24 protein-coding genes and 3 pseudogenes are annotated in these 18204 nt (G+C 32.6%); 15 read left to right on the forward strand and 12 right to left on the reverse strand.

Features of this window, described 5'->3' with window-relative positions; genetic code table 11:
* Positions 1 to 31 precede the first annotated feature (31 nt).
* Positions 32 to 469, forward strand: coding sequence for an NUDIX hydrolase (locus NSQ69_RS05280; RefSeq protein WP_341099861.1), 438 nt, complete (start codon positions 32 to 34; stop codon positions 467 to 469).
* A gap of 398 nt (positions 470 to 867) precedes the next feature.
* Positions 868 to 1047, forward strand: a complete 180-nt coding sequence (locus NSQ69_RS05285) for a DUF4177 domain-containing protein (RefSeq protein ID WP_002186527.1) — start codon at positions 868 to 870, stop codon at positions 1045 to 1047.
* Between the two features lie 267 nt (positions 1048 to 1314).
* Here the strand turns inward: NSQ69_RS05285 and NSQ69_RS05290 are convergent, their stop codons facing one another.
* Positions 1315 to 1644, reverse strand: coding sequence for a hypothetical protein (locus tag NSQ69_RS05290; RefSeq protein WP_002186526.1), 330 nt, complete (start codon positions 1642 to 1644; stop codon positions 1315 to 1317).
* A 151-nt stretch (positions 1645 to 1795) separates the two neighbouring features.
* On the opposite strand from NSQ69_RS05290, the pseudogene NSQ69_RS05295 reads away from it, so the two are divergent.
* Positions 1796 to 2086, forward strand: a pseudogene (locus tag NSQ69_RS05295) (Tn3 family transposase); the annotation flags it as partial.
* A 334-nt stretch (positions 2087 to 2420) separates the two neighbouring features.
* Here NSQ69_RS05295 and NSQ69_RS05300 read toward each other — a convergent pair.
* Positions 2421 to 2528 carry a YjcZ family sporulation protein gene (locus tag NSQ69_RS05300; protein ID WP_000505670.1) on the reverse strand — a complete coding sequence of 36 codons (108 nt, stop codon included), beginning with the start codon at positions 2526 to 2528 and terminating at the stop codon, positions 2421 to 2423.
* 265 nt (positions 2529 to 2793) lie between these two features.
* Positions 2794 to 3264: a hypothetical protein gene (locus tag NSQ69_RS05305; protein WP_016126667.1), complete on the reverse strand. Its 471-nt coding sequence runs from the start codon at positions 3262 to 3264 to the stop codon at positions 2794 to 2796.
* A 273-nt stretch (positions 3265 to 3537) separates the two neighbouring features.
* On the opposite strand from NSQ69_RS05305, the gene NSQ69_RS05310 reads away from it, so the two are divergent.
* From NSQ69_RS05310 to NSQ69_RS05320, 3 genes are all read left to right on the forward strand, one after another.
* On the forward strand, positions 3538 to 3927 hold the full coding sequence (locus NSQ69_RS05310; protein ID WP_000448809.1) for a general stress protein: 390 nt from the start codon (positions 3538 to 3540) through the stop codon (positions 3925 to 3927).
* Between the two features lie 50 nt (positions 3928 to 3977).
* Complete coding sequence (locus tag NSQ69_RS05315; RefSeq protein ID WP_078202930.1) at positions 3978 to 4178, forward strand: CsbD family protein; 201 nt, start codon at positions 3978 to 3980, stop codon at positions 4176 to 4178.
* 74 nt (positions 4179 to 4252) lie between these two features.
* Positions 4253 to 4504: a GlsB/YeaQ/YmgE family stress response membrane protein gene (locus tag NSQ69_RS05320; protein ID WP_000522906.1), complete on the forward strand. Its 252-nt coding sequence runs from the start codon at positions 4253 to 4255 to the stop codon at positions 4502 to 4504.
* 162 nt (positions 4505 to 4666) lie between these two features.
* Here the strand turns inward: NSQ69_RS05320 and NSQ69_RS05325 are convergent, their stop codons facing one another.
* Positions 4667 to 4867, reverse strand: coding sequence for a methyltransferase (locus NSQ69_RS05325; RefSeq protein WP_002140674.1), 201 nt, complete (start codon positions 4865 to 4867; stop codon positions 4667 to 4669).
* Positions 4868 to 5064: 197 nt separating this feature from the next.
* Here NSQ69_RS05325 and rsbV point away from each other — a divergent pair, with 197 nt between their 5' ends.
* The 5 genes from rsbV (at position 5065) to NSQ69_RS05350 (ending at position 8457) form a co-directional block, all read left to right on the forward strand.
* Positions 5065 to 5403, forward strand: a complete 339-nt coding sequence (gene rsbV / locus NSQ69_RS05330) for an anti sigma b factor antagonist RsbV (protein WP_002011067.1) — start codon at positions 5065 to 5067, stop codon at positions 5401 to 5403.
* A gap of 6 nt (positions 5404 to 5409) precedes the next feature.
* The gene (gene rsbW, locus NSQ69_RS05335) at positions 5410 to 5892 is read left to right on the forward strand and encodes an anti-sigma B factor RsbW (protein WP_000970215.1); all 483 of its coding nucleotides are present in this window, start codon (positions 5410 to 5412) and stop codon (positions 5890 to 5892) included.
* The gene (gene sigB / locus NSQ69_RS05340; RefSeq protein WP_002188580.1) at positions 5855 to 6631 is read left to right on the forward strand and encodes an RNA polymerase sigma factor SigB; all 777 of its coding nucleotides are present in this window, start codon (positions 5855 to 5857) and stop codon (positions 6629 to 6631) included. The genes rsbW and sigB overlap by 38 nt, the downstream gene beginning before the upstream one ends.
* 69 nt (positions 6632 to 6700) lie before the next feature.
* Positions 6701 to 7141 (forward strand): ferritin-like domain-containing protein, encoded by a 441-nt coding sequence (locus NSQ69_RS05345; protein WP_002186521.1) that lies wholly within the window; start codon positions 6701 to 6703, stop codon positions 7139 to 7141.
* 173 nt (positions 7142 to 7314) lie between these two features.
* Positions 7315 to 8457: a fused response regulator/phosphatase gene (locus NSQ69_RS05350; RefSeq protein WP_341099013.1), complete on the forward strand. Its 1143-nt coding sequence runs from the start codon at positions 7315 to 7317 to the stop codon at positions 8455 to 8457.
* 39 nt (positions 8458 to 8496) lie between these two features.
* On the opposite strand, the gene NSQ69_RS05355 is transcribed toward NSQ69_RS05350, so the two are convergent.
* From NSQ69_RS05355 to NSQ69_RS05365, 3 genes are all read right to left on the reverse strand, one after another.
* On the reverse strand, positions 8497 to 9354 hold the full coding sequence (locus NSQ69_RS05355; protein WP_002168988.1) for a CheR family methyltransferase: 858 nt from the start codon (positions 9352 to 9354) through the stop codon (positions 8497 to 8499).
* A gap of 16 nt (positions 9355 to 9370) precedes the next feature.
* Complete coding sequence (locus NSQ69_RS05360; protein WP_087996456.1) at positions 9371 to 12061, reverse strand: response regulator; 2691 nt, start codon at positions 12059 to 12061, stop codon at positions 9371 to 9373.
* Positions 12062 to 12267: 206 nt separating this feature from the next.
* Positions 12268 to 12519, reverse strand: a complete 252-nt coding sequence (locus NSQ69_RS05365) for a hypothetical protein (protein WP_002011075.1) — start codon at positions 12517 to 12519, stop codon at positions 12268 to 12270.
* Positions 12520 to 12741: 222 nt separating this feature from the next.
* On the opposite strand from NSQ69_RS05365, the gene NSQ69_RS05370 reads away from it, so the two are divergent.
* From NSQ69_RS05370 to NSQ69_RS05380, 3 genes are all read left to right on the forward strand, one after another.
* A complete protein-coding gene (locus NSQ69_RS05370) occupies positions 12742 to 12882 on the forward strand; it encodes a hypothetical protein (protein WP_002186518.1) in 141 nt (46 codons plus the stop codon).
* 36 nt (positions 12883 to 12918) lie between these two features.
* Entirely contained in the window at positions 12919 to 13449 is a 531-nt protein-coding gene (locus NSQ69_RS05375) for a general stress protein (protein WP_002186517.1), read from the forward strand.
* Positions 13450 to 13614: 165 nt separating this feature from the next.
* Positions 13615 to 13815: a DUF4028 family protein gene (locus NSQ69_RS05380; protein WP_002186515.1), complete on the forward strand. Its 201-nt coding sequence runs from the start codon at positions 13615 to 13617 to the stop codon at positions 13813 to 13815.
* 26 nt (positions 13816 to 13841) lie between these two features.
* Here the strand turns inward: NSQ69_RS05380 and NSQ69_RS05385 are convergent.
* Positions 13842 to 14081, reverse strand: a pseudogene (locus NSQ69_RS05385) (helix-turn-helix domain-containing protein); the annotation flags it as partial.
* Positions 14082 to 14084: 3 nt separating this feature from the next.
* Positions 14085 to 14459: pseudogene (tnpA, locus tag NSQ69_RS05390) on the reverse strand (IS200/IS605 family transposase); the annotation flags it as partial.
* Between the two features lie 223 nt (positions 14460 to 14682).
* On the opposite strand from tnpA, the gene NSQ69_RS05395 reads away from it, so the two are divergent.
* Positions 14683 to 14994 carry a YbjQ family protein gene (locus NSQ69_RS05395; RefSeq protein WP_000637510.1) on the forward strand — a complete coding sequence of 104 codons (312 nt, stop codon included), beginning with the start codon at positions 14683 to 14685 and terminating at the stop codon, positions 14992 to 14994.
* A 790-nt stretch (positions 14995 to 15784) separates the two neighbouring features.
* Here NSQ69_RS05395 and NSQ69_RS05400 read toward each other — a convergent pair.
* The 3 genes from NSQ69_RS05400 to NSQ69_RS05410 form a co-directional block, all read right to left on the reverse strand.
* On the reverse strand, positions 15785 to 16090 hold the full coding sequence (locus NSQ69_RS05400) for a hypothetical protein (protein WP_002186510.1): 306 nt from the start codon (positions 16088 to 16090) through the stop codon (positions 15785 to 15787).
* A 55-nt stretch (positions 16091 to 16145) separates the two neighbouring features.
* A complete protein-coding gene (locus NSQ69_RS05405) occupies positions 16146 to 17336 on the reverse strand; it encodes an MFS transporter (RefSeq protein ID WP_078202933.1) in 1191 nt (396 codons plus the stop codon).
* A 70-nt stretch (positions 17337 to 17406) separates the two neighbouring features.
* Positions 17407 to 18087: a FadR/GntR family transcriptional regulator gene (locus NSQ69_RS05410; RefSeq protein WP_002168980.1), complete on the reverse strand. Its 681-nt coding sequence runs from the start codon at positions 18085 to 18087 to the stop codon at positions 17407 to 17409.
* Between the last annotated feature and the right edge of the window lie 117 nt (positions 18088 to 18204).

Raw genomic sequence — 18204 nt, forward strand, 5'->3', positions numbered from 1 at the left:
TGTTCATATTTTTTCGGAAGGAGGTTAAGCAATAAGAGCATCGTATCAAGTATTGATATTTCCTTATATAAAAACTGACGATTCCATTCAATATGCCATTTTTAATCGAAGTGATTATGGTTATTGGCAAGGAATAGCTGGTGGTGGAGAAGATGGTGAGACTCCTATTGAATCAGCAAAACGGGAAGCATTTGAAGAGGCTGGTATTACAAGAGAAAGTCCATATATAAAACTAGATTCTGTGTCTTCACTACCAGTAGAGGATGTAGTTGGTGAATTTCTTTGGGGCGAAGATGTTTATGTAATAAAAGAATTTTCTTTTGGAGTTAAAGTTCCTACAAAAAATATTAAATTATCTAAAGAACACTTCAATTATAAATGGCTGTGCTTTGAGGAAGCCGTAACGCTTTTAAAATGGGATAGTAACAAAACGGCTTTGTGGGAATTAAACAAAAGGCTGTTAAAATAATTAAAGTGTTAGTTAACAAAGCCGATAGTGGAGCGAGAATTAAACAACTTAAAAAAGCTTTGCTACATTACCTATGTAGCAAGGCTTTTTTCTTAGCGTACGAAATCGCGTTTTGTTGGCGGCACCCCGCTAAGAGCATGCAAGATTTTATACAGTTTTTCGGCTAATCCAATAACAAACGAGAACCCGAAAACCCGCGCCAGGATAGGAATGTATAAAAAAATGCATAGATCCATAGAACAAAAAAAGGAGATTTACTTGTGAGATTAGGGTTCCTCCTTATTCTTGCTACTGATAATGTTACGTTATGTCAACCTCACATGTATAGAGTATACAGTCAAAAAGGTACAATACATCGCTTCTTCTAAATGGTACAATTAGGAAAAGGGGGGAAGAATATGTACGATTACAAATTCGTGAAAGTCGAAATTGGTGGATGGAAAGGGCAACCTAAAGAAGATTATAAACGTATTATTACCGAACATGCTGAAGATGGTTGGGAATTTGTTCAAGTCCTTACTCTAACAATGGCAGGATACACGAGTTCTTTGGAGATTATCTTCAAACGAACCAAATAACTCCTTTCAAAAACAAGAGAGGTTTGCTTTAAATAACATACAAAAAGAACTGGAATATTTGGGGATCTAATTGTTCTCAATTTAACTTATAAGACAAATAAGCTAATATTAATCAACTTCTAATAACAAAAATTATGTGAACACTAAAGTCCTCCAGTTAAACAATCTGGAGGACTTTTAATAGTCTTCTAAATACATTGAATCCCGATAATGAGACGTTATGTTAACCTCATATGTATAGAATATACAATTAACTAAAAATGTAAATTATTTAAATTCTTGTCTATATAATTTAAACGAATAAATAGCTCCAACGAAGAATACAAAGGCTTCAAATAATATAAAGATTTGACGGAAATTCTCAATATCTTTACCAACTAAAGAAATAAATATAGCATTCATTAGAATTTGAGTAGTAAACATACGAGAAGTAATTTTTAAATAAATAGGATTTGTTCTTTCATATGGTTTACCAATTTTTTTGTAAATAATAATAAGTGCAATTACTGAACCCAAAAATAGAAGTGCTGTAAGTCCTACAACGATATTGAAATTGCCTGTACTTTCTAACATCCATTTATTTAATAGATCAATCATTATTATCTTCCTTTCCTACATAAGAGAATATTTCGTTCTTCTTTTTCACTATAATAAAAAATGAAAAAGGAAAACATCGAACTTTCTTACAAACATTCGTGCATTCTTACAGTTTTGTCACTTTGTAAATGTATTCATCGTCTTGCCTTTCGCTATTTTCTTTGAAAAACATAGTGAATTACGAGAAAGAGTGCTACAAGATCAACTTCAAAGAAGTAGTGCACTAAACCTCTTAATTAATGCAATTAGTATGTGGAATATTATTTATTTAAGTGAAGCAATAAAAGCTTTGAAGAAAAAAGAACAATTTGATGAAGAATTATTAAAACATAGTTCTCCAGTAAGGTGGGAACACATTAACTTTCTAGGAGAATACCGATTTAGCAAAAGAGAAAGTGCACCAGTAGACTCTCTACAACCACTAGAAACAACTAAACAGTAAGAAACCGATGATCTCTTAGCGTACGAAATTCGCGTTTTGTTGGTGCTCCCCCATACCCATCAACTTAAGAAATTGATTGTTCCCCAAAACGAAAAAATGAGCTGAATTCTCATAAATAACTGTAAAAAGGTGAAAATTTCGTTATGGGGGGTATCTCAAAAGCTTAGGTTGATGGCAATGTGGTGCTCCCCCTGTTAGTAGTAATTTTAATATCACTATGGATAAATTACTTTTAAAACTTTACTTCCGAGAACGATAATTATGTAAATAAGCTGTCCATATGGACAGCTTATTTTATTTTTTGTTTAGCACGGGGATCTTTTCCGATAGTTTTTTAGCAGAAGCAAGCAGCTCCAACGATGATTAATAAAATAAACAATACAACTAATAAAGCAAATCCTCCAGCGAAGCCACAGCCGCCACAACTACCACCAAAGCCCATAATAGTTCCTCCTTTAGATAGGAGGGGGAAAACAAAGGTTCACTCATGTGTTTTAACGGATTCAATTTACTTTATGCATTTATGAATGGAGCAGGTCCTTTTGTAAATAAAGAAAAGACACCTTATAAGGTGTCTTCCTTCGATTTGAAACATTTTAAGTTTAATAATATACGGTCTCGCCACTTACCTATTAGGCTGGAATTTTATAGTATTTCTGAACAAAATTTTTTGCTAAATTTGAATCCTTAAGTTGATGGGGATCCTTTTATGTTTTATCATTTTTAAAAAAATCCTTCATTAGCTTAGCGCCTTTAATATTCACCGTTACAGCTTCTACTTTATCTTTCTTCTCATCTTTAGCAATCGTAATTTGTTCCGTATTATCAACCCACACAAGAAACTCTTCTTTTGAGTCATCTTTATATGTAACGGTTATAGTAGAATGCGCAGATTGTTTCTTTTTTTGATCTAGTGTGATTGTTTTCGGTGTTCCTTTTTGGACTGCTGAAGCGATTGATTGTATCATTTCCTCGTTATCTGTTTGAGATTTGGAACTAGTATTACTTGTTGTTCTAAGCATCTCAATGTTGGTAATGTCTGCAGAGTTTAATTGAATGGCATTTTTCGTATTTTCTTGCTTAGTTGTTGGAGTATTATTTGTAGTAGAAGTGCTTGTACAGCCTATTAAAGTGAAAGATAGAGCGGTTAGAGCGCATATAGATATGATTTTTTTCATAGTATCCCTCCTCACGTTTAATTATAACAATTTTCTGTTATTTTAGGTAGTTATTGTAAGGAGATAATTTTGTAAATCATAGGGAGACATGTTTACTAGTTTTAATGATGTTCGTATGAATAATATGAAGCGTATATATGAAAAATATGCGGTTCATTCTCTATCAAAATCATAATTCACATAATTTTTTTCATATTTTATGTTTAACATTTCGAAAATGGGTGTATTACATATAATATAACAAATAATTCATTTTAGAGGAGGAAGTTAAAGATGGAAACGAAGTATAGTAAACCTTTTGTATATGAATTTATTACGGAGAAAGAGGTCATGAATGCAGCGAATGATCTAGTGAAGAAAGGAATAGACCAAAAAGATATTTACGTATTAACACATGAGAAAGAAAGGACAGATAGAATCGCAGACAATGCAGACGTGAATACAATTGGAATAAAAGAAGAGGGACTTGGGACAAGTATTATTAATGTTTTTCAAAAAACGGGAGATCAGTTAAGAAATAAGATGCAAGAGTTAGGACTTAATGAGGAAGAAGCTAACTTTTATGAAGAAAAACTGGATGAAGGGAAAATCTTGTTATTCGTTAAGGATTTAGAAAGAGTCGGTGAATGGTTACAAGAAAGAAGATGCACGTATTCTATTTAAATTCATACTCTTTAAATCTACAAATCTATTACGAAAAGGAGATTGGAAATATGAGTGAGAGCGGGCTAAAAGAACAAATTACTGGTAAAGTTGAAAAGAAAAAGGGGCAAGTAAAAGAAGGAATTGGTGAAGTTACAGAAGATAGAGAGTTGAAAAATGAAGGGAAGTGGGAGAAGACGAAGGGAACTGTAAAAGAAAAAGTCGGAAAAGTGAAACAAAAGATAAATGATGGATTGGATAACAAAGAATAATACATGTTTATCAAGCTTTGGTTAAACGCCAAAGCTTGATAAATCCATTATAAAAATATATAGGAGGTCTAATTGTGGGACTTATTATTACGTGTATTGTAGGTGGACTTATTGGTATGTTAGCTGGAATGATTACAGGAAAAGACTTTCCTTTAGGTATAGTTGGTAATGTTATTGCCGGATTAATCGGATCTTGGGTAGGTAGTGCTTTATTTGGTCACTGGGGCCCTGAATGGGGAGGCATCTTTATTCTTCCAGCTTTATTAGGTGCAATCGTCTTTATTTTAATCGTTACATTCTTTTCTAGAATGCTACGGAAAGCGTAAGTATGATAATGAATAGTAATCTTAAGTTTATTATATGTAGCTATAAAGTTAATAAACTGATAAAAATACATAAAAAAGCATCCAATTAAAATAATTTGGATGCTTTTTTATGTATTTTACATAGGAATCAGTGAGGATGTCCCCACTGATTGAGATTACATATTAAGCTATCGTTACTTTTTTACAATTATTTATTCTTACGACCTGCCTCGGTTCTATATGAGATAAGTCCTCGCTATTACCTATATCAACTACAATTGTATTCGTTAGTATGTTAATAATGGAACCAATTAATTTTGTAGCATGATCGTGTCGATAAGAAAATTGAACAAAATCTCCCTTTTTAAAGCTGTGCTCTTCCATAGATAGATCCCCCTAAAAATAATGTTTATACATTATACATACACAAATTTATAAGGTTTAAACATTTGGTAGTATTTTTTTTAGTGTTAAGCTGAGAAAGGTGTAGAAAATTTATTTATAATTAAAATGAAAAAATATGTTTAAAACTAATTTTTATGGGTAATTAAATAGTAGTAGTTTGAGATAAGGGGGCGGAAATGATGAATTTGGCAATAAATATTTTGCAAAATGATTTAGGTTATACAGTACAACTTAATGGTGAGATTGATGCGTATACGGCATCAGATTTAAAAAATAAGGTAATGCCTATTGCAAGTGAGAAAGAGGTTTATATAGTAGTAGATTTTAATAAGGTAGATTATATGGATAGTACAGGTTTAGGCGTTTTTATAGCGCTATTAAAAGCAATTAAGAAAAATGATGGAAAACTAGAGTTTATTGGTGTATCTAAAAGGTTAAAAAGATTATTCGATATTACAGGACTAACAGAAATATTAAATTTGAATTCAGATTTTGAAAAAGTAGAAAGAAGGTGACTAGGGATGATGGAGAAATTTGAAAAGATAGAAATGAAAATTCCTGCAAAAGCAGAATATGTGGCTATTATTCGTTTAACAATGGCTGGTGTTGCGAATCGAATGGGCTTTGCTTATGACGATATAGAAGATATGAAAATTGCTATTAGTGAAGCATGTACAAACATTGTACAACATGCATATAAAGAAGACGTTGGAGAAATTACAATTGTCTTTGGTCTATATGAAGATCGATTAGAAATTATGGTTGCGGATAATGGAGTTAGCTTTGATTTTAGCACCTTAAAAAGTAAAGTTGGTCCGTATGATATTAATAAACCAGTAGAACATTTGCCGGAAAATGGTTTAGGTTTATATTTAATAAATACGTTAATGGATGATATACAAATTATGCATGATGAGGGCATGACAGTTTTAATGACAAAATATATACAAAGAGAGCAGGTGGAGAATGATGGAAATCCAATCTCAACCTACAAATCTTACTAAAGAAGACGTTATTAAACTAATTGCAGAATTCCAACAAAACCAATGTGATGAAGCGCAGGAAAGGTTGGTTAATCACTATAAAAATCTCGTATATTCCATTGCATACCGCTATTCAAAAGGTGGGCCGATGCATGAGGATATTATACAAGTAGGGATGTTAGGGCTCTTAGGCGCAATAAGAAGGTATGATTATTCGATAGGGAATGCTTTTGAACCGTTTGCAATACCTACGATAGTAGGGGAAATAAAGAAGTATTTACGTGATAAAACTTGGGGCGTTCATGTTCCAAGGCGAATTAAAGATTTAGGCGGGAAAATTAAACTTGCGATAGAGGAGCTAACAGATCACCTACAACGTTCACCGAAGATTATAGAGATTGCGAATCATTTAGGACTATCCGAAGAGGAAGTTCTAGAAATTATGGATGCTAAAAATAATTATCAAGTATCTTCCTTAGATGATGTAGTTGAAAATTCATCTGATGGAAGTTCGGTAGCGAGAATTGAATCTGTAGGTGAAGTAGAGCAAGGGTATGAACAGACAGAAAGACGTCTCGTTTTAGATGATATTTTTAACGTATTAAATGATACGGAAAAGAGTGTTATTCATTATATATTTGGAGAAAATTTAAATCAAAAGGATACAGGGGAACGGTTAGGTATTTCACAAATGCACGTTTCTCGTATTAAAAGACAAGCGATAAGTAAATTGAAGCAAGCCGCGTTTTTAGATACATAAAAATTTTAAATAATTATGTTTAAAACATGAAAAAAGGGGTAGTTATTAAGTATAGGAGGAGATATTAAAATGTCACACGATGTGAAAGAACTAATCGAAGGATTGAATGAAGATTTAGCAGGAGAATACTCGGCAATTATTATGTATAACCATAATGCAGCTACGGTTTCTGGTATATATAGACAAGTGTTAAAACCTTTCTTTGAATCTGAAATTAGTGATGAACAAGGACATGCCCTATATTTAGCGGAGAAAATTAAGACGCTAGGTGGTACACCTACTACGATCCCTTTACCAGTGAAACAAGTAAAAGATGTTAGAGAAATGTTAGAATACGCTAGACAATCAGAATATGAAACAATTAAGCGTTATGAAACGAGAAAAGAACAGGCAGCGAAATTAAATATGACAGAGTTAGTTGTAAAGTTAGAAGATATGATTGCAGATGAAACAAATCATATGGAAGAATTAGATCGTCTTTTAAATGACAAAGCGATGGTGTTAAATTAATAGTGGAAATTTATAGAGTGAAAGAACAAACTCTCATTTCTAGGGGGTTTGTTCTTTTGCTGTATAGATACGTATGAGTAGGAAATTTTTATTTTATAACTGAGTATGTAATACTAGAAAAATAGAAAATGATAATAGATTTACATTTTAAATAAGAAAAGGGGAAATAACTTGTGTCCATTTTAATTGTCGATGATAATCCGGTTAACATCTTTGTAATTGAAAAAATTTTAAAACAAGCCGGATATCAGGATCTTGTATCGCTTAATTCTGCACAAGAGCTTTTCGAATACATCCATTTTGGAAAAGATTCTTCCAGGCATAATGAAATTGATTTAATACTATTAGATATCATGATGCCTGAGATTGATGGACTTGAAGTTTGTAGGCGATTACAAAACGAGGAGAAGTTTAAAGATATTCCTATTATTTTTGTAACAGCTTTAGAAGATGCGAATAAATTAGCTGAAGCGCTTGATATAGGCGCAATGGATTATATTACGAAACCTATAAATAAAGTTGAATTGTTAGCTCGTATGCGTGTGGCATTACGCTTGAAATCGGAATTGAATTGGCATAAAGAACAAGAGGAAAATCTTCGTAATGAATTAGATTTAGCTACACAAGTACAAAGAAACTTATTAAGTAGCCCATTAAGAGAAGATCATATAAAAATTGAAGCAAGTTACTTACCTTCATTCAAACTAGCTGGAGATATGTATTATTGGTATAAAATCGATGAAAACCGCTACGGTATTATATTATTAGATGTGATGGGACATGGTGTATCTGCTTCATTAGTTTGTATGTTTATTTCGTCTGTATTACGTGAATCGATTAAATGTTTAATCGATCCGGAACTTGTCATTAAAGACTTAAATAAATATATGACTCTTTTACATAATGAGAATGACAATATTCCATATTATTTTACAGCAATATACTTAGTAGTTAATACAGAAAATAGAACAATTGAATATGTAAATGCAGGACATCCTTCGGGATACGTTTTAGTTGATGAAGAGAATATAATTGAACTAGATCGTGGGAGTTGTGCGATAGGATTTTTTGATGAAATAAAAGTCGAGAAGACAGTCATACCTTTTGAGAAAAACGCTCAAATATTATTGTTTACAGATGGTGTTCTTGAATCAATTGCAAATGATGAATTTGAGTCTGAAGAGAAGTTGCGTACTTTTACAGAAAGAAAATGGAGAGATTTAGAAGAAGAGATAGAAGGATTTTATAAGGAAGAACAGAAGAAAACACAATCAGATGATATGTGTCTAATTATGATACAAACGAATGCGAAATAAAAAGCGTATGAAATCCAAACATAGGATTTCATACGCTTTTTATTGTATTTTTTGATAGATTTGTTCGTTAGGATTAAATTGGATATAATGCGGCATTATATCTGAAAAACGAAGAGTTTCTTTATTTCCTAAACATAGGAACCCATTGTGTCCTAAACTTTCATAAAATAGTTGCTGTACTTGGTTTTGAAGTTTACTCGTAAAGTAAATTAAAACGTTACGGCAAAGTATAATATGAAATTCGTTAAAAGATTGATCGGTTACTAAATTATGCTGTGCAAAAATAATGTTTTGTAAAAGGGATGGATTAAAATAAGCAAAACGATTATCTGTTGAATAATAGTTAGAAAATGCTTGTGTACCGCCAGCTTGTAAATAGTTTTTCGTATAAGTTTGCATTTTATTTAACGGAAGGATGCCTTGTTTTGCTTTTTCTAACACATTTGTATTCATATCTGTTGCGTAAATAACAGCTTTTTCACTTAATCCTTCTTCGTGAAGTAAGATGGACATTGATAACACTTCTTCACCAGTTGCGCATCCAGCATGCCAAATTCTAATTTCAGGATACTTTTTTAATTCAGGAATAACATGCTCTCTTAACGCTTTAAAAAAAGTAGGGTTACGGAACATTTCAGTTACATTAATGGAGAAATCATTTAATAACTGTTCTAAAAACCCTTCCTCATGAATTACTTTTTCAATTAATTTTGAAATGGTAGGGATATTAGAGAGCTGCATTCTATTACAAATTCTTCTATAAATAGATGTGCGAGCATATTGGCGAAAATCAAATCCTGACAGTTTAAATACCGCTTCCAATAGTAATTCAATTTCTAAGTTCGTACGCTTATCCATATCTACGGATGGATCAAAATTATAATACTTATTTTCCACTTAAACTAAACCTCACTTATTTTATTAACCATACACTCATTACCGAATAGAGTTGATGTAAATTTAATGGTTTACTTATATAATCTGAAGCGCCAGCAGATAAACATTTTTCTTTATCTTTTGGCATTGCTTTAGCAGTTAATGCGATAATAGGTATTTCATGTAACCCTAAATTCATTCGGATATGTTCCATCGTTTCATAACCGTCCATATTTGGCATCATAATATCCATTAAGATAAGGTCAATATTTGTATTGCTTTTTAGTATTTCTAAACACTCTATGCCGTTTTGTGCAGTAATAATGTTGGCATGTTGTTTTTCTAATGCATTTTGTAATGCAAATATATTTCGATGATCATCATCGACAATTAAAATAGTTTTCTCTTGGAAGACGTTATTTGTTTCTGGAGTAACTATAGTTTCCTCAATAACTTCAGCAGGAATAACATCTTCTATCGTTGCTGCGACTTCTAAATTGGATAACTGTATATCATTTAACCCATTTGGAAGGTTAGGAATATATACTGTGAAAGTACTGCCTTCTCCTAAATTACTCTCTAACGTAATCCAACCGCCTAATAATCTAGCAAACTCTTTACAGATAGATAATCCTAAGCCTGTACCACCATATTTCCGAATCGTTGCGCCATCTGCCTGTTGAAAGGCTTCGAAAATGAGTTGATGCTGTTCTGTAGCGATACCAATACCAGTATCTTTTACTGAAATTGTCATCCAATCTTTACTTATAGACTGCATATCATGACTCAAATTGGTTGTTTCTATCGAATCGAAATGTAAAGAGACGGATCCTTTTTCCGTGAATTTAAATGCATTGGATAATAAGTTTTTAATAATTTGTTCAATCCGTTTTGCATCTGTATAAAATAAATCAGGAATAATATCACTGTCTGCAATAGTAAGTTCGACATTTTTTTGTGCAGCAATATGTAAAAAGTTTTGCTGCATATTTGCTGCCATGTCACTTATGTTCGTTGCTTCAAAAATGACGTCTAGTTTTCCGGCTTCTACTTTAGATAAATCTAGTATGTCATTAATTAGAGTAAGTAAATCTTTTCCTGATGAATGAATGACGGTTGCTAATTCAATTTCATCATCGGATAAATGGTTATCATGATTTTCTCTTAACATTTCAGATAATAGTAAAATACTATTTAACGGTGTTCGTAATTCATGGGACATATTTGCTAGGAATTCTGATTTGTATTTTGAACTACGTAATATTTCGCTTGCTTTTTCTTCTAATTCTGATTTAGTAATTTCTAAATCAGTTGTCTTTTGTTCAGCCTCTTCAGTTCTAGACTCTAGTTGTTCATTAGTTGTTCGTAATTCTTCGGCTTGCATTTGTAGTTCTTCAGCTTGCGTTTGCAATTCTTCTGATTGAACTTGTAACTCCTCCGTCATTGCTTGTGATTCATGTAAAAGCGTTTGAATTCGCATACGTCCCATAATACTATGGATTGTTAGACCTAGGTTATCAACGGTTTGTTGAATTAAATCTTGATGTAAGTCTGAAATCTCAGTTACACTTACTAACTCCATTACTGCGATCACTTCATCTTCAAATAAGATAGGGATGACTAGTAGGTTTTGAGGGCGTATTTCTAATAAACCGCTAGTGACATAACGAAATTCTTCTGGTATTTCTCGAAGAATAAAGCTTTGTTTTTCTAAAGCACATTGCCCAATTAAACCTTCACCCATTTTAATGGATTGTTTTCCAATATCAGAACCTTGATCGGCGAAAGAAGCTTTCTTCACATAGTAGACAGTTTCTTCAACTTCTTCACGTACATAGAATGCACCGCAAGAGGTTTGCGTTTTTTGTATAATTCCACTAAGAATTTTTTTACCTAACATCTCAATAGAAGGTACACCTTGATACATTAAAATTAATTCTGCAAGCTCGGTTTGTAACCACTCTCTTTTAGATATTTCGTCTAGTAGGTGGTTCGTTGTATGAGCAAGCTCTTTTATTTCATCCCGCGTGTTTACATGAATTCTTTCAGTAATTTTTTCTTTAGAAGAAATGGATTTAATAGCTTGAATTACGTTTTTAATCGTTTTTGTAATGGAATTCGAAATATAGAGTGAAATGATAATAGAAATACAAGAAAGTAAGAACAATAAACTGTATAACCAAATCTCTAATTTATTATTTTCAGTATCTAATTGTGCAGCTCTTTTTTTCGTTAGTTGCTCCTCTACACCACGGAAGTTAGTTAGCTGCGATTGTAATGACTGAATTTGAGTCGTGTCGATTGCTTGTATGTTATTACTATTATGATTTGTAATTAATGGATGAATCTCTTTATTAATCCAACTATTAATATTTTCGTTAATCTGTTTTAATTTTTCTTGCTGAGAGGGGTTATCCTCTAATAGAGCCAAAAGATCTTGATAATGTTTTTCGTAATCCTTTTCCGCAGTGTTAAGGGATTGCACGTAATTTGCGTTATTAGAAGTAATAAATCCTTTCGCTTTATTTTCAATTGTTAGCAATTCTTTCTCCACTTGATTCGTTAAATTAAGAACTTTAAAATCGTGATCAATAATAAAATTACGAGATTTTTGTAAATTGGAAATCTCATTGTTTAACATAATGAAAGAAATAAGTAAGAACAAAATCATAACTAAATAACCAGCCATAATTTTGTAGCGAATACTAAATTTTGCTTTCGATTTCATTAAAAATTCCTACCTTCAAGATTATTAAAAGTTTTCTATTGTAAAGAATGAAAAACGTAATATATATTATATCAGTTTTCATAAGGCCAAACTAGAAATCCCCCTATTGTATTAGGGGGTCTCGTTTTGAATAGAGGAAATCATTTTGAAATATAAAAACATATATGAAAAGTAACGATCGAGGGAATAGGGGGATAATAAAACTTTTAAGAAGGAAAGAGTGTGCTTAAAGCTTTTTTTGCATCTATTCCTTCAAAGATAAATAATACAAGCTCTCTCTTTTTTACAGTAAGGAAAAAGGATATTAATGTGCTTAAGCTTTTAATAGAAGTAAGTGTTCCGTGTTTACTTATAAATAGATTAGTTTGAAATGTTGTCATTAAAGCATAAAAATGATGAATCTGCGTTATTGTAGGTGTTTCATTATAAAGAATAGTAGTAGATTGGATTGCATTCATCGAAATATTCCTTTCTGTATAGTAAGCATAACAATATAAACATACCCGTTTTAAAAAATGTTAAACATATAAATAAGAAAAAATATAATTATAGTTTTTTAGGTTTAGAAAGGGTTATGAAGGGTATACATATACTACAAAGAGATTGACTGAAGATGAATTATAAGATTTCTAGTCTATAAAAATATACTTTTACTTTAAATAAAAAGGAGTCTGGTATACATGAATGAAATGATGGTTGATATTACATTTGATTTAATTTACTTGTTAAGTAGTTCGCTTGTAATGCTTTTACTATTCGCTTTTTTCGTAAATGGTTATGTTAATAAGAAGGTTAGTGTATACAGAAATGAAGAAAGATAAAGATACATTATATAAAACTTTAGGAGGTTAATAGTTATGGATGTAGATAGAAAAATAGTAGGTATTTTTAGAACAATTGATGATGCGGCATTCGTTATTAATGAATTAAAAGATAAAGGATACTCGGCGGGTAACATTTCAGCTATTGCGAAGGATCAAAAGGAAATTGAACATCTGGAAGAAAAATCGGGTGAAAAAGTGAATAGTGAAACGGCACATAAAGCGGATATCTTTTCAGCGACAGGGTTTGTGGCAGGAGGAGTAGCAGGCGGACTCGGTGGTTTATTAACAGGTCTTGGTATACTTGCTGTTTCTGGAATGGGTCCAATCGTAGCAGCGGGACCTATCGCAGCAGCTATTGGAGGAGCCGGTATTGGCGGAGGAGCTGGAAGTTTAATAGGAGCATTTATCGGATTAGGAATTCCCGAAGAACATGCTAAGAAATATGAAGAATACATTTACGATGGAAATATATTAATTTTAGTAGATGCAAAATTAGATGATAAGTTAGAAATCTATAAAATATTTGATAAGCATAATGCTTATAACTCCGATTTCTTTAAATAATATTTACTTCACATATCAATGATGAAAAATGTAAACATAGTGAATATCGTTTTTGATCTTACAACTTTGGCGCGGCCGAGGAGTCGTATGACTATAAGAGAGGAAGGGCTTATAGTAAAAGATCAAGTTCTATTATGATATTAAAAAGGGAAGAGGTGTCTTTTCGTGATTGTAAAAATATTAAAGGATAGTAGTAATAGTTTCCTTTGTACAGTTCAAAATCAAAATGGGGAGAAGTATGTAAAGAAATGGTTTCATAAACAGAAAAACAAGGAAGAGTTAGGGCGACCAACTTTTAAAGAAGTAGAAAAGGATTGGAAAGAAAATAGAGAATCATTTATGTATCCTAATGTTAAAGCGCTTTAGTGAACTACTCACAACTTAACGTCCTTCATTTGAGCATTCGCCAACGCAAGACTATCGACTTCCTTTAGGAATGGAAATTCAGCCTTATATTGTGCAGGCGTAGGATATTTAACAGATTTATCAAGTTTATCCTGTGATTCTTGATAAGATTTGATTCTATCTGCAAGCATCTTGTTGTATACAAATCGAACACATCCAAATGTTTTTGAGAAAAACATTTGTTGTTCTTTATTTGGATAGATACGATATTTGTATGATTTTAACATTTCCTACACCTCACTTTTTCCTTGATTTTCAATATATTTCTTTACTACATCTATCGGTGAACCACCCGTAGTAATCAAGCAAAAGCTTTTTGACCAAAACATTTCTTTCCAAAGTTTCTTTCTCACATGTGGAAAGTCTCTCTTGATTAGTCGAGAACTTGCACTTTTATAAGCATTAATGAACTTTGTCATTTCTGTATTCGGATGTGCCTTGAATAAGATATGTACATGGTCTACATCATGATTCCATTCAACTAATGTGATGTTATAGTTTTCAGATAGTCGGACAAAAATGTCTTTTGCATAGTCCGACATATCATCATCAAATACATTTCTTCTGTATTTCACGACCAATACAAGGTGACAATAAAAGGCAAAGCCTTTTGGCTACGCCAAACCGAAATTCATCTCCCACCTATCGTTGGGCTACGCCCTTCACACACTTGAGGAAGGAGAATTCGTTAAATAGAATAGGCGCTTTATTATTACAAAATTGTCACACTCCTGTAAGGTAATTCAATAGATTAGTTGCTTGTTCCATGTCATAATAAAGACATAAGAAAGCTAATCAAAAATTATAAGTTATAGGAGAGTGTCAGTCATGATTGTAACAACAACGTCTGGAATTCAAGGTAAAGAAATTATTGAGTATATTGATATTGTAAATGGTGAAGCTATTATGGGTGCAAATATTGTCCGCGACTTATTCGCTTCCGTTCGTGATGTTGTCGGTGGTCGTGCTGGTTCTTACGAAAGCAAGCTAAAAGAAGCTCGTGATATCGCAATGGATGAAATGAAAGAACTTGCAAAACAAAAAGGTGCGAACGCTATCGTTGGTATTGACGTAGATTACGAGGTTGTTCGTGATGGAATGTTAATGGTTGCTGTCAGTGGTACAGCTGTACGTATATAAGTAAATGAAAAACAGGCTCCCCCTTGAAGTTGATGCTTTGAGGGGATTTTTTTGTTTCATGATTAAAGTTAAAATGAAGAAGAGAGGATGGATTTTTATAGTGGAAAAAATAAGATGAGGGCGAATGTACTAGCTTACTCAAATGATATAACCGTTTAAGTGATAAAGTTGAAAAGAAACTATAATTTACATATGTTTAAAGTGGCCAAAACTTTTTCGTCAAACGTTATTGTAAAAAATGCTAGGATTGCTCCTAGCATTTCGTGAGGGGATATTGCACGGGAATTTAGATAATAAGCAGACGTACCCGCTTATTTCAAATGTAGTATATATTGTTTTCAAGGAGAAAAGTAAGAAATACAACAATCTTTATATATGTTTAACGAGAGTGTTAACTTTATGATAAATAATAAAATTGTTATTTGAGGTAAGGGGAGAAATAATGGTATGAATAACTTTAGAGGATGTATAGTTTATAGAAATAAACGATTGAGCATGTAAGGCGTTGTATTACATAAAATTTATAAAGCATTGGAGGCAGTCACATTATGTTTTGGTTAGGATGTTTTTTAGGATATATTGTAGGTTCAGTTATTACATGTGCTCTACTTTACTATGGGTATAGATCCAATGAAAATAAAAAAGTGGATATACAAAAGAGGGAGGAGAGGAAAATCAATAAAAAAGGTGTATAGGATGTGAAAGGCAAGGTGATAGCATTGATGCAAAAATAAAGGACAGTACATATTGTATATGACTACTATGTACTGTCCTGATTATTCTTTTTGGATTATGAAAAATTATCTCCTGTCTTACTATAAATTTCATAGGCGAAATAACCAAATAAATAGCCTATTCCGGCCCCTAAACTAACTGAAAGCAGGGAGAAGTCCGGGAAAAACATACCGAAAATCAAACCGATCATACAGCCAACAAGCATTCCCATAGGTATGAAACTATCTAATAACAGTTGAGCTTTTTGAGATTTTTTCTTACCTAATTTTCCGTTCTTATATTTATGTTCCAATCTTTTAATTACAAATACTACAATTCCACCAACTATTACAACAGGCGCGATTGCCGAAATGAACCACATGTTAGAAGCTCCTTTCGTTTTTAATTAAATTATACCATATATTAACATTTTGAATTTAAGCGGAGACAAGATCTTCTGCATTTCTTTTCCTTTTATTCATGACTAAAGTTAATAGGAATAAAATGAAGCTTAAAAGTGCCATTATAATAAAAACTTGCGTATAACTATTAAAATAATCACGAGCGATTCCTGCTAGGACAGGAATGAATCCGCCCATAATATATCCTCCTGACTGCATCATAGCAGTCCATGCACTCGCATCTTCTGAAGTTTTTGTTTCATATAGCGGTAGCATGAGAGCGAGTGGAAATATGCCGCCGAGCCCGATACCTAGTAAAATAGAAGGGACCCATGGTGTGGTTAATGGGTAAATCATAAGCGATAAACCTACGAGTACAAAGCATATACTTCCTAATAACCAAAGTGCTCTGTTTTTATAAATATCCGCTAATGTTGGAATTAAAAAACTGCATATCATTTGAATCACTGTAAAAACAGTTATAAGAGTCCCCGCTTGTTCGCTACTCACACCCATACTTTGATTTGCCGGCGCAAGCCAAGTTGTAATAGAGTAAAATATTCCTGATTGTAGTCCGAAAAAGATTGTAAACAACCATGCTTTTTTATTTCTTAAAGGCAAGCTATTATTCTTTTTATTTTGTGTACTCGTATTCTTTTTTCGTTTCATAACGGGATACCAAAATATAATAGCGATAATAGTAAGCACACCCCAAAAAGCGAGTGCCATATTCCAATCGTCTTTTAATACATGTTGTAAAGGAATCGTTAATCCTGCACTTAAAGAAGCACCAGTTCCCATACCTACTGAATATATGCCAATCATTAAGCCGATTTTCGTAGGGGATTTTTCTTTAATAAAACCTGATAGTAACGGACCTGCAAGTGCAATTCCAATACCGATAAATAAAGAGCTCGCGAATAATGTGGAAATGGAAAAGGTAAAAGCTCTCATACATGTTGCAAAGCCGATTAAAATAAGACAAGCCATAATTGATTTTTCTGCCCCGTATTTCCTAATTACCTTCCCAGTCAGTAAGGCGAATGTCCCCATACAAAAAACAGGAATAGCTGTTAAAAAGCTAACGGAAAAATTGCTTATATTTAAGTCTTGTCGGATTGTTTCTAATACAGGTGAAACAGATGTAATTCCGATACGTAAATTAATAGAAACAAAAAATAGTGCTAGTATATACAAATAAGTTCGTTCTTGATGTTTCAATTTCATTTTCTCCTCTCTTAAACATCAGATGTTATTCAGTATATCATCTGATGTTTGTGTGTAATAGATAAGGAGCTTATTTCAGCTCCAAATTTTGAACGGCGTATGTTCGTGCCTCTTCGGTATTTTGTTTAAAAATAGCTTGGAATAACTTTTCATGAATGTCAGAGTTATCTTCATAGTCCACTGTATTTAATATGAATTGGCTTAAAATGTGGCGAAGGGCAGGTACGAAAGATTGATACAAATCGAGTAGAACTTCGTTTTTGCTCGCCTTTGCAATTGCTAAATGAAACTGAATGTCTGCATCTATGTATGCTACATAATTACCTTCTTGAAGGGCATGTTTTCTTTTATTCAAATGTCCTTTTAAGTATAAAAGATCCTCGTCGCTTCGGCGCTGTGCCGCTAACATCGCTACTTCTTTATCTAGCATATTTCGTGCTTCATACACATGATTTATATTAGCTGCTTGCAATCGTTTTTCAAATGAATCTTGCGTTGTATTGAGTGAGACAATACGAGTACCTTGTCCTTGTCGAACTTCTAATATGCCAGCATGTACTAATATCTTTATGCTTTCTCGCAATGTTGAACGTCCTACTCCTAACTCTTCCATTAATTGCGGCTCTGTAGGGAGGCGATCACCAACTTCATACTCGCCAGAAAAGATTTTTTCTTGTAGACGTTCTAGCACTTCATCGACTAATTTCCGCCGAGAAACTTTTGAAAAAGATTTCTTTTCGTTCATATTCATCTGCTCATCTCCTGTTATATTCGCTTTTATAATAACCAATTTAAGTTCGGTTGACAATGTTATTTTTTAGGTAGTTGAAGCTGGGATACTACAATAGGGTTTATAAGACATAAAAAA

The sequence above is a fragment of the Bacillus sp. FSL R10-2201 genome (genome assembly GCF_038008665.1).
GTDB classification, from domain to species: domain Bacteria; phylum Bacillota; class Bacilli; order Bacillales; family Bacillaceae_G; genus Bacillus_A; species Bacillus_A mycoides.

Bases quoted from the DNA above. Each gene is read 5' to 3' on its own strand.
- NSQ69_RS05400 (WP_002186510.1), bottom strand. From the start codon at position 16,090: ATGTGGTTCATTTCGGCAATCGCGCCTGTTGTAATAGTTGGTGGAATT.
- NSQ69_RS05285 (WP_002186527.1), top strand. From the start codon at position 868: ATGTACGATTACAAATTCGTGAAAGTCGAAATTGGTGGATGGAAAGGG.
- NSQ69_RS05315 (WP_078202930.1), top strand. From the start codon at position 3,978: ATGAGTGAGAGCGGGCTAAAAGAACAAATTACTGGTAAAGTTGAAAAG.
- NSQ69_RS05365 (WP_002011075.1), bottom strand. From the start codon at position 12,519: ATGAATGCAATCCAATCTACTACTATTCTTTATAATGAAACACCTACA.
- NSQ69_RS05310 (WP_000448809.1), top strand. From the start codon at position 3,538: ATGGAAACGAAGTATAGTAAACCTTTTGTATATGAATTTATTACGGAG.
- NSQ69_RS05405 (WP_078202933.1), bottom strand. From the start codon at position 17,336: ATGAAATTGAAACATCAAGAACGAACTTATTTGTATATACTAGCACTA.
- NSQ69_RS05290 (WP_002186526.1), bottom strand. From the start codon at position 1,644: ATGATTGATCTATTAAATAAATGGATGTTAGAAAGTACAGGCAATTTC.
- rsbW (WP_000970215.1), top strand. From the start codon at position 5,410: ATGATGGAGAAATTTGAAAAGATAGAAATGAAAATTCCTGCAAAAGCA.
- NSQ69_RS05345 (WP_002186521.1), top strand. From the start codon at position 6,701: ATGTCACACGATGTGAAAGAACTAATCGAAGGATTGAATGAAGATTTA.
- NSQ69_RS05370 (WP_002186518.1), top strand. From the start codon at position 12,742: ATGAATGAAATGATGGTTGATATTACATTTGATTTAATTTACTTGTTA.
- NSQ69_RS05300 (WP_000505670.1), bottom strand. From the start codon at position 2,528: ATGGGCTTTGGTGGTAGTTGTGGCGGCTGTGGCTTCGCTGGAGGATTT.
- NSQ69_RS05410 (WP_002168980.1), bottom strand. From the start codon at position 18,087: ATGAATATGAACGAAAAGAAATCTTTTTCAAAAGTTTCTCGGCGGAAA.
- NSQ69_RS05305 (WP_016126667.1), bottom strand. From the start codon at position 3,264: ATGAAAAAAATCATATCTATATGCGCTCTAACCGCTCTATCTTTCACT.
- NSQ69_RS05325 (WP_002140674.1), bottom strand. From the start codon at position 4,867: ATGGAAGAGCACAGCTTTAAAAAGGGAGATTTTGTTCAATTTTCTTAT.
- sigB (WP_002188580.1), top strand. From the start codon at position 5,855: ATGATGGAAATCCAATCTCAACCTACAAATCTTACTAAAGAAGACGTT.
- NSQ69_RS05395 (WP_000637510.1), top strand. From the start codon at position 14,683: ATGATTGTAACAACAACGTCTGGAATTCAAGGTAAAGAAATTATTGAG.
- NSQ69_RS05375 (WP_002186517.1), top strand. From the start codon at position 12,919: ATGGATGTAGATAGAAAAATAGTAGGTATTTTTAGAACAATTGATGAT.
- rsbV (WP_002011067.1), top strand. From the start codon at position 5,065: ATGATGAATTTGGCAATAAATATTTTGCAAAATGATTTAGGTTATACA.
- NSQ69_RS05360 (WP_087996456.1), bottom strand. From the start codon at position 12,061: ATGAAATCGAAAGCAAAATTTAGTATTCGCTACAAAATTATGGCTGGT.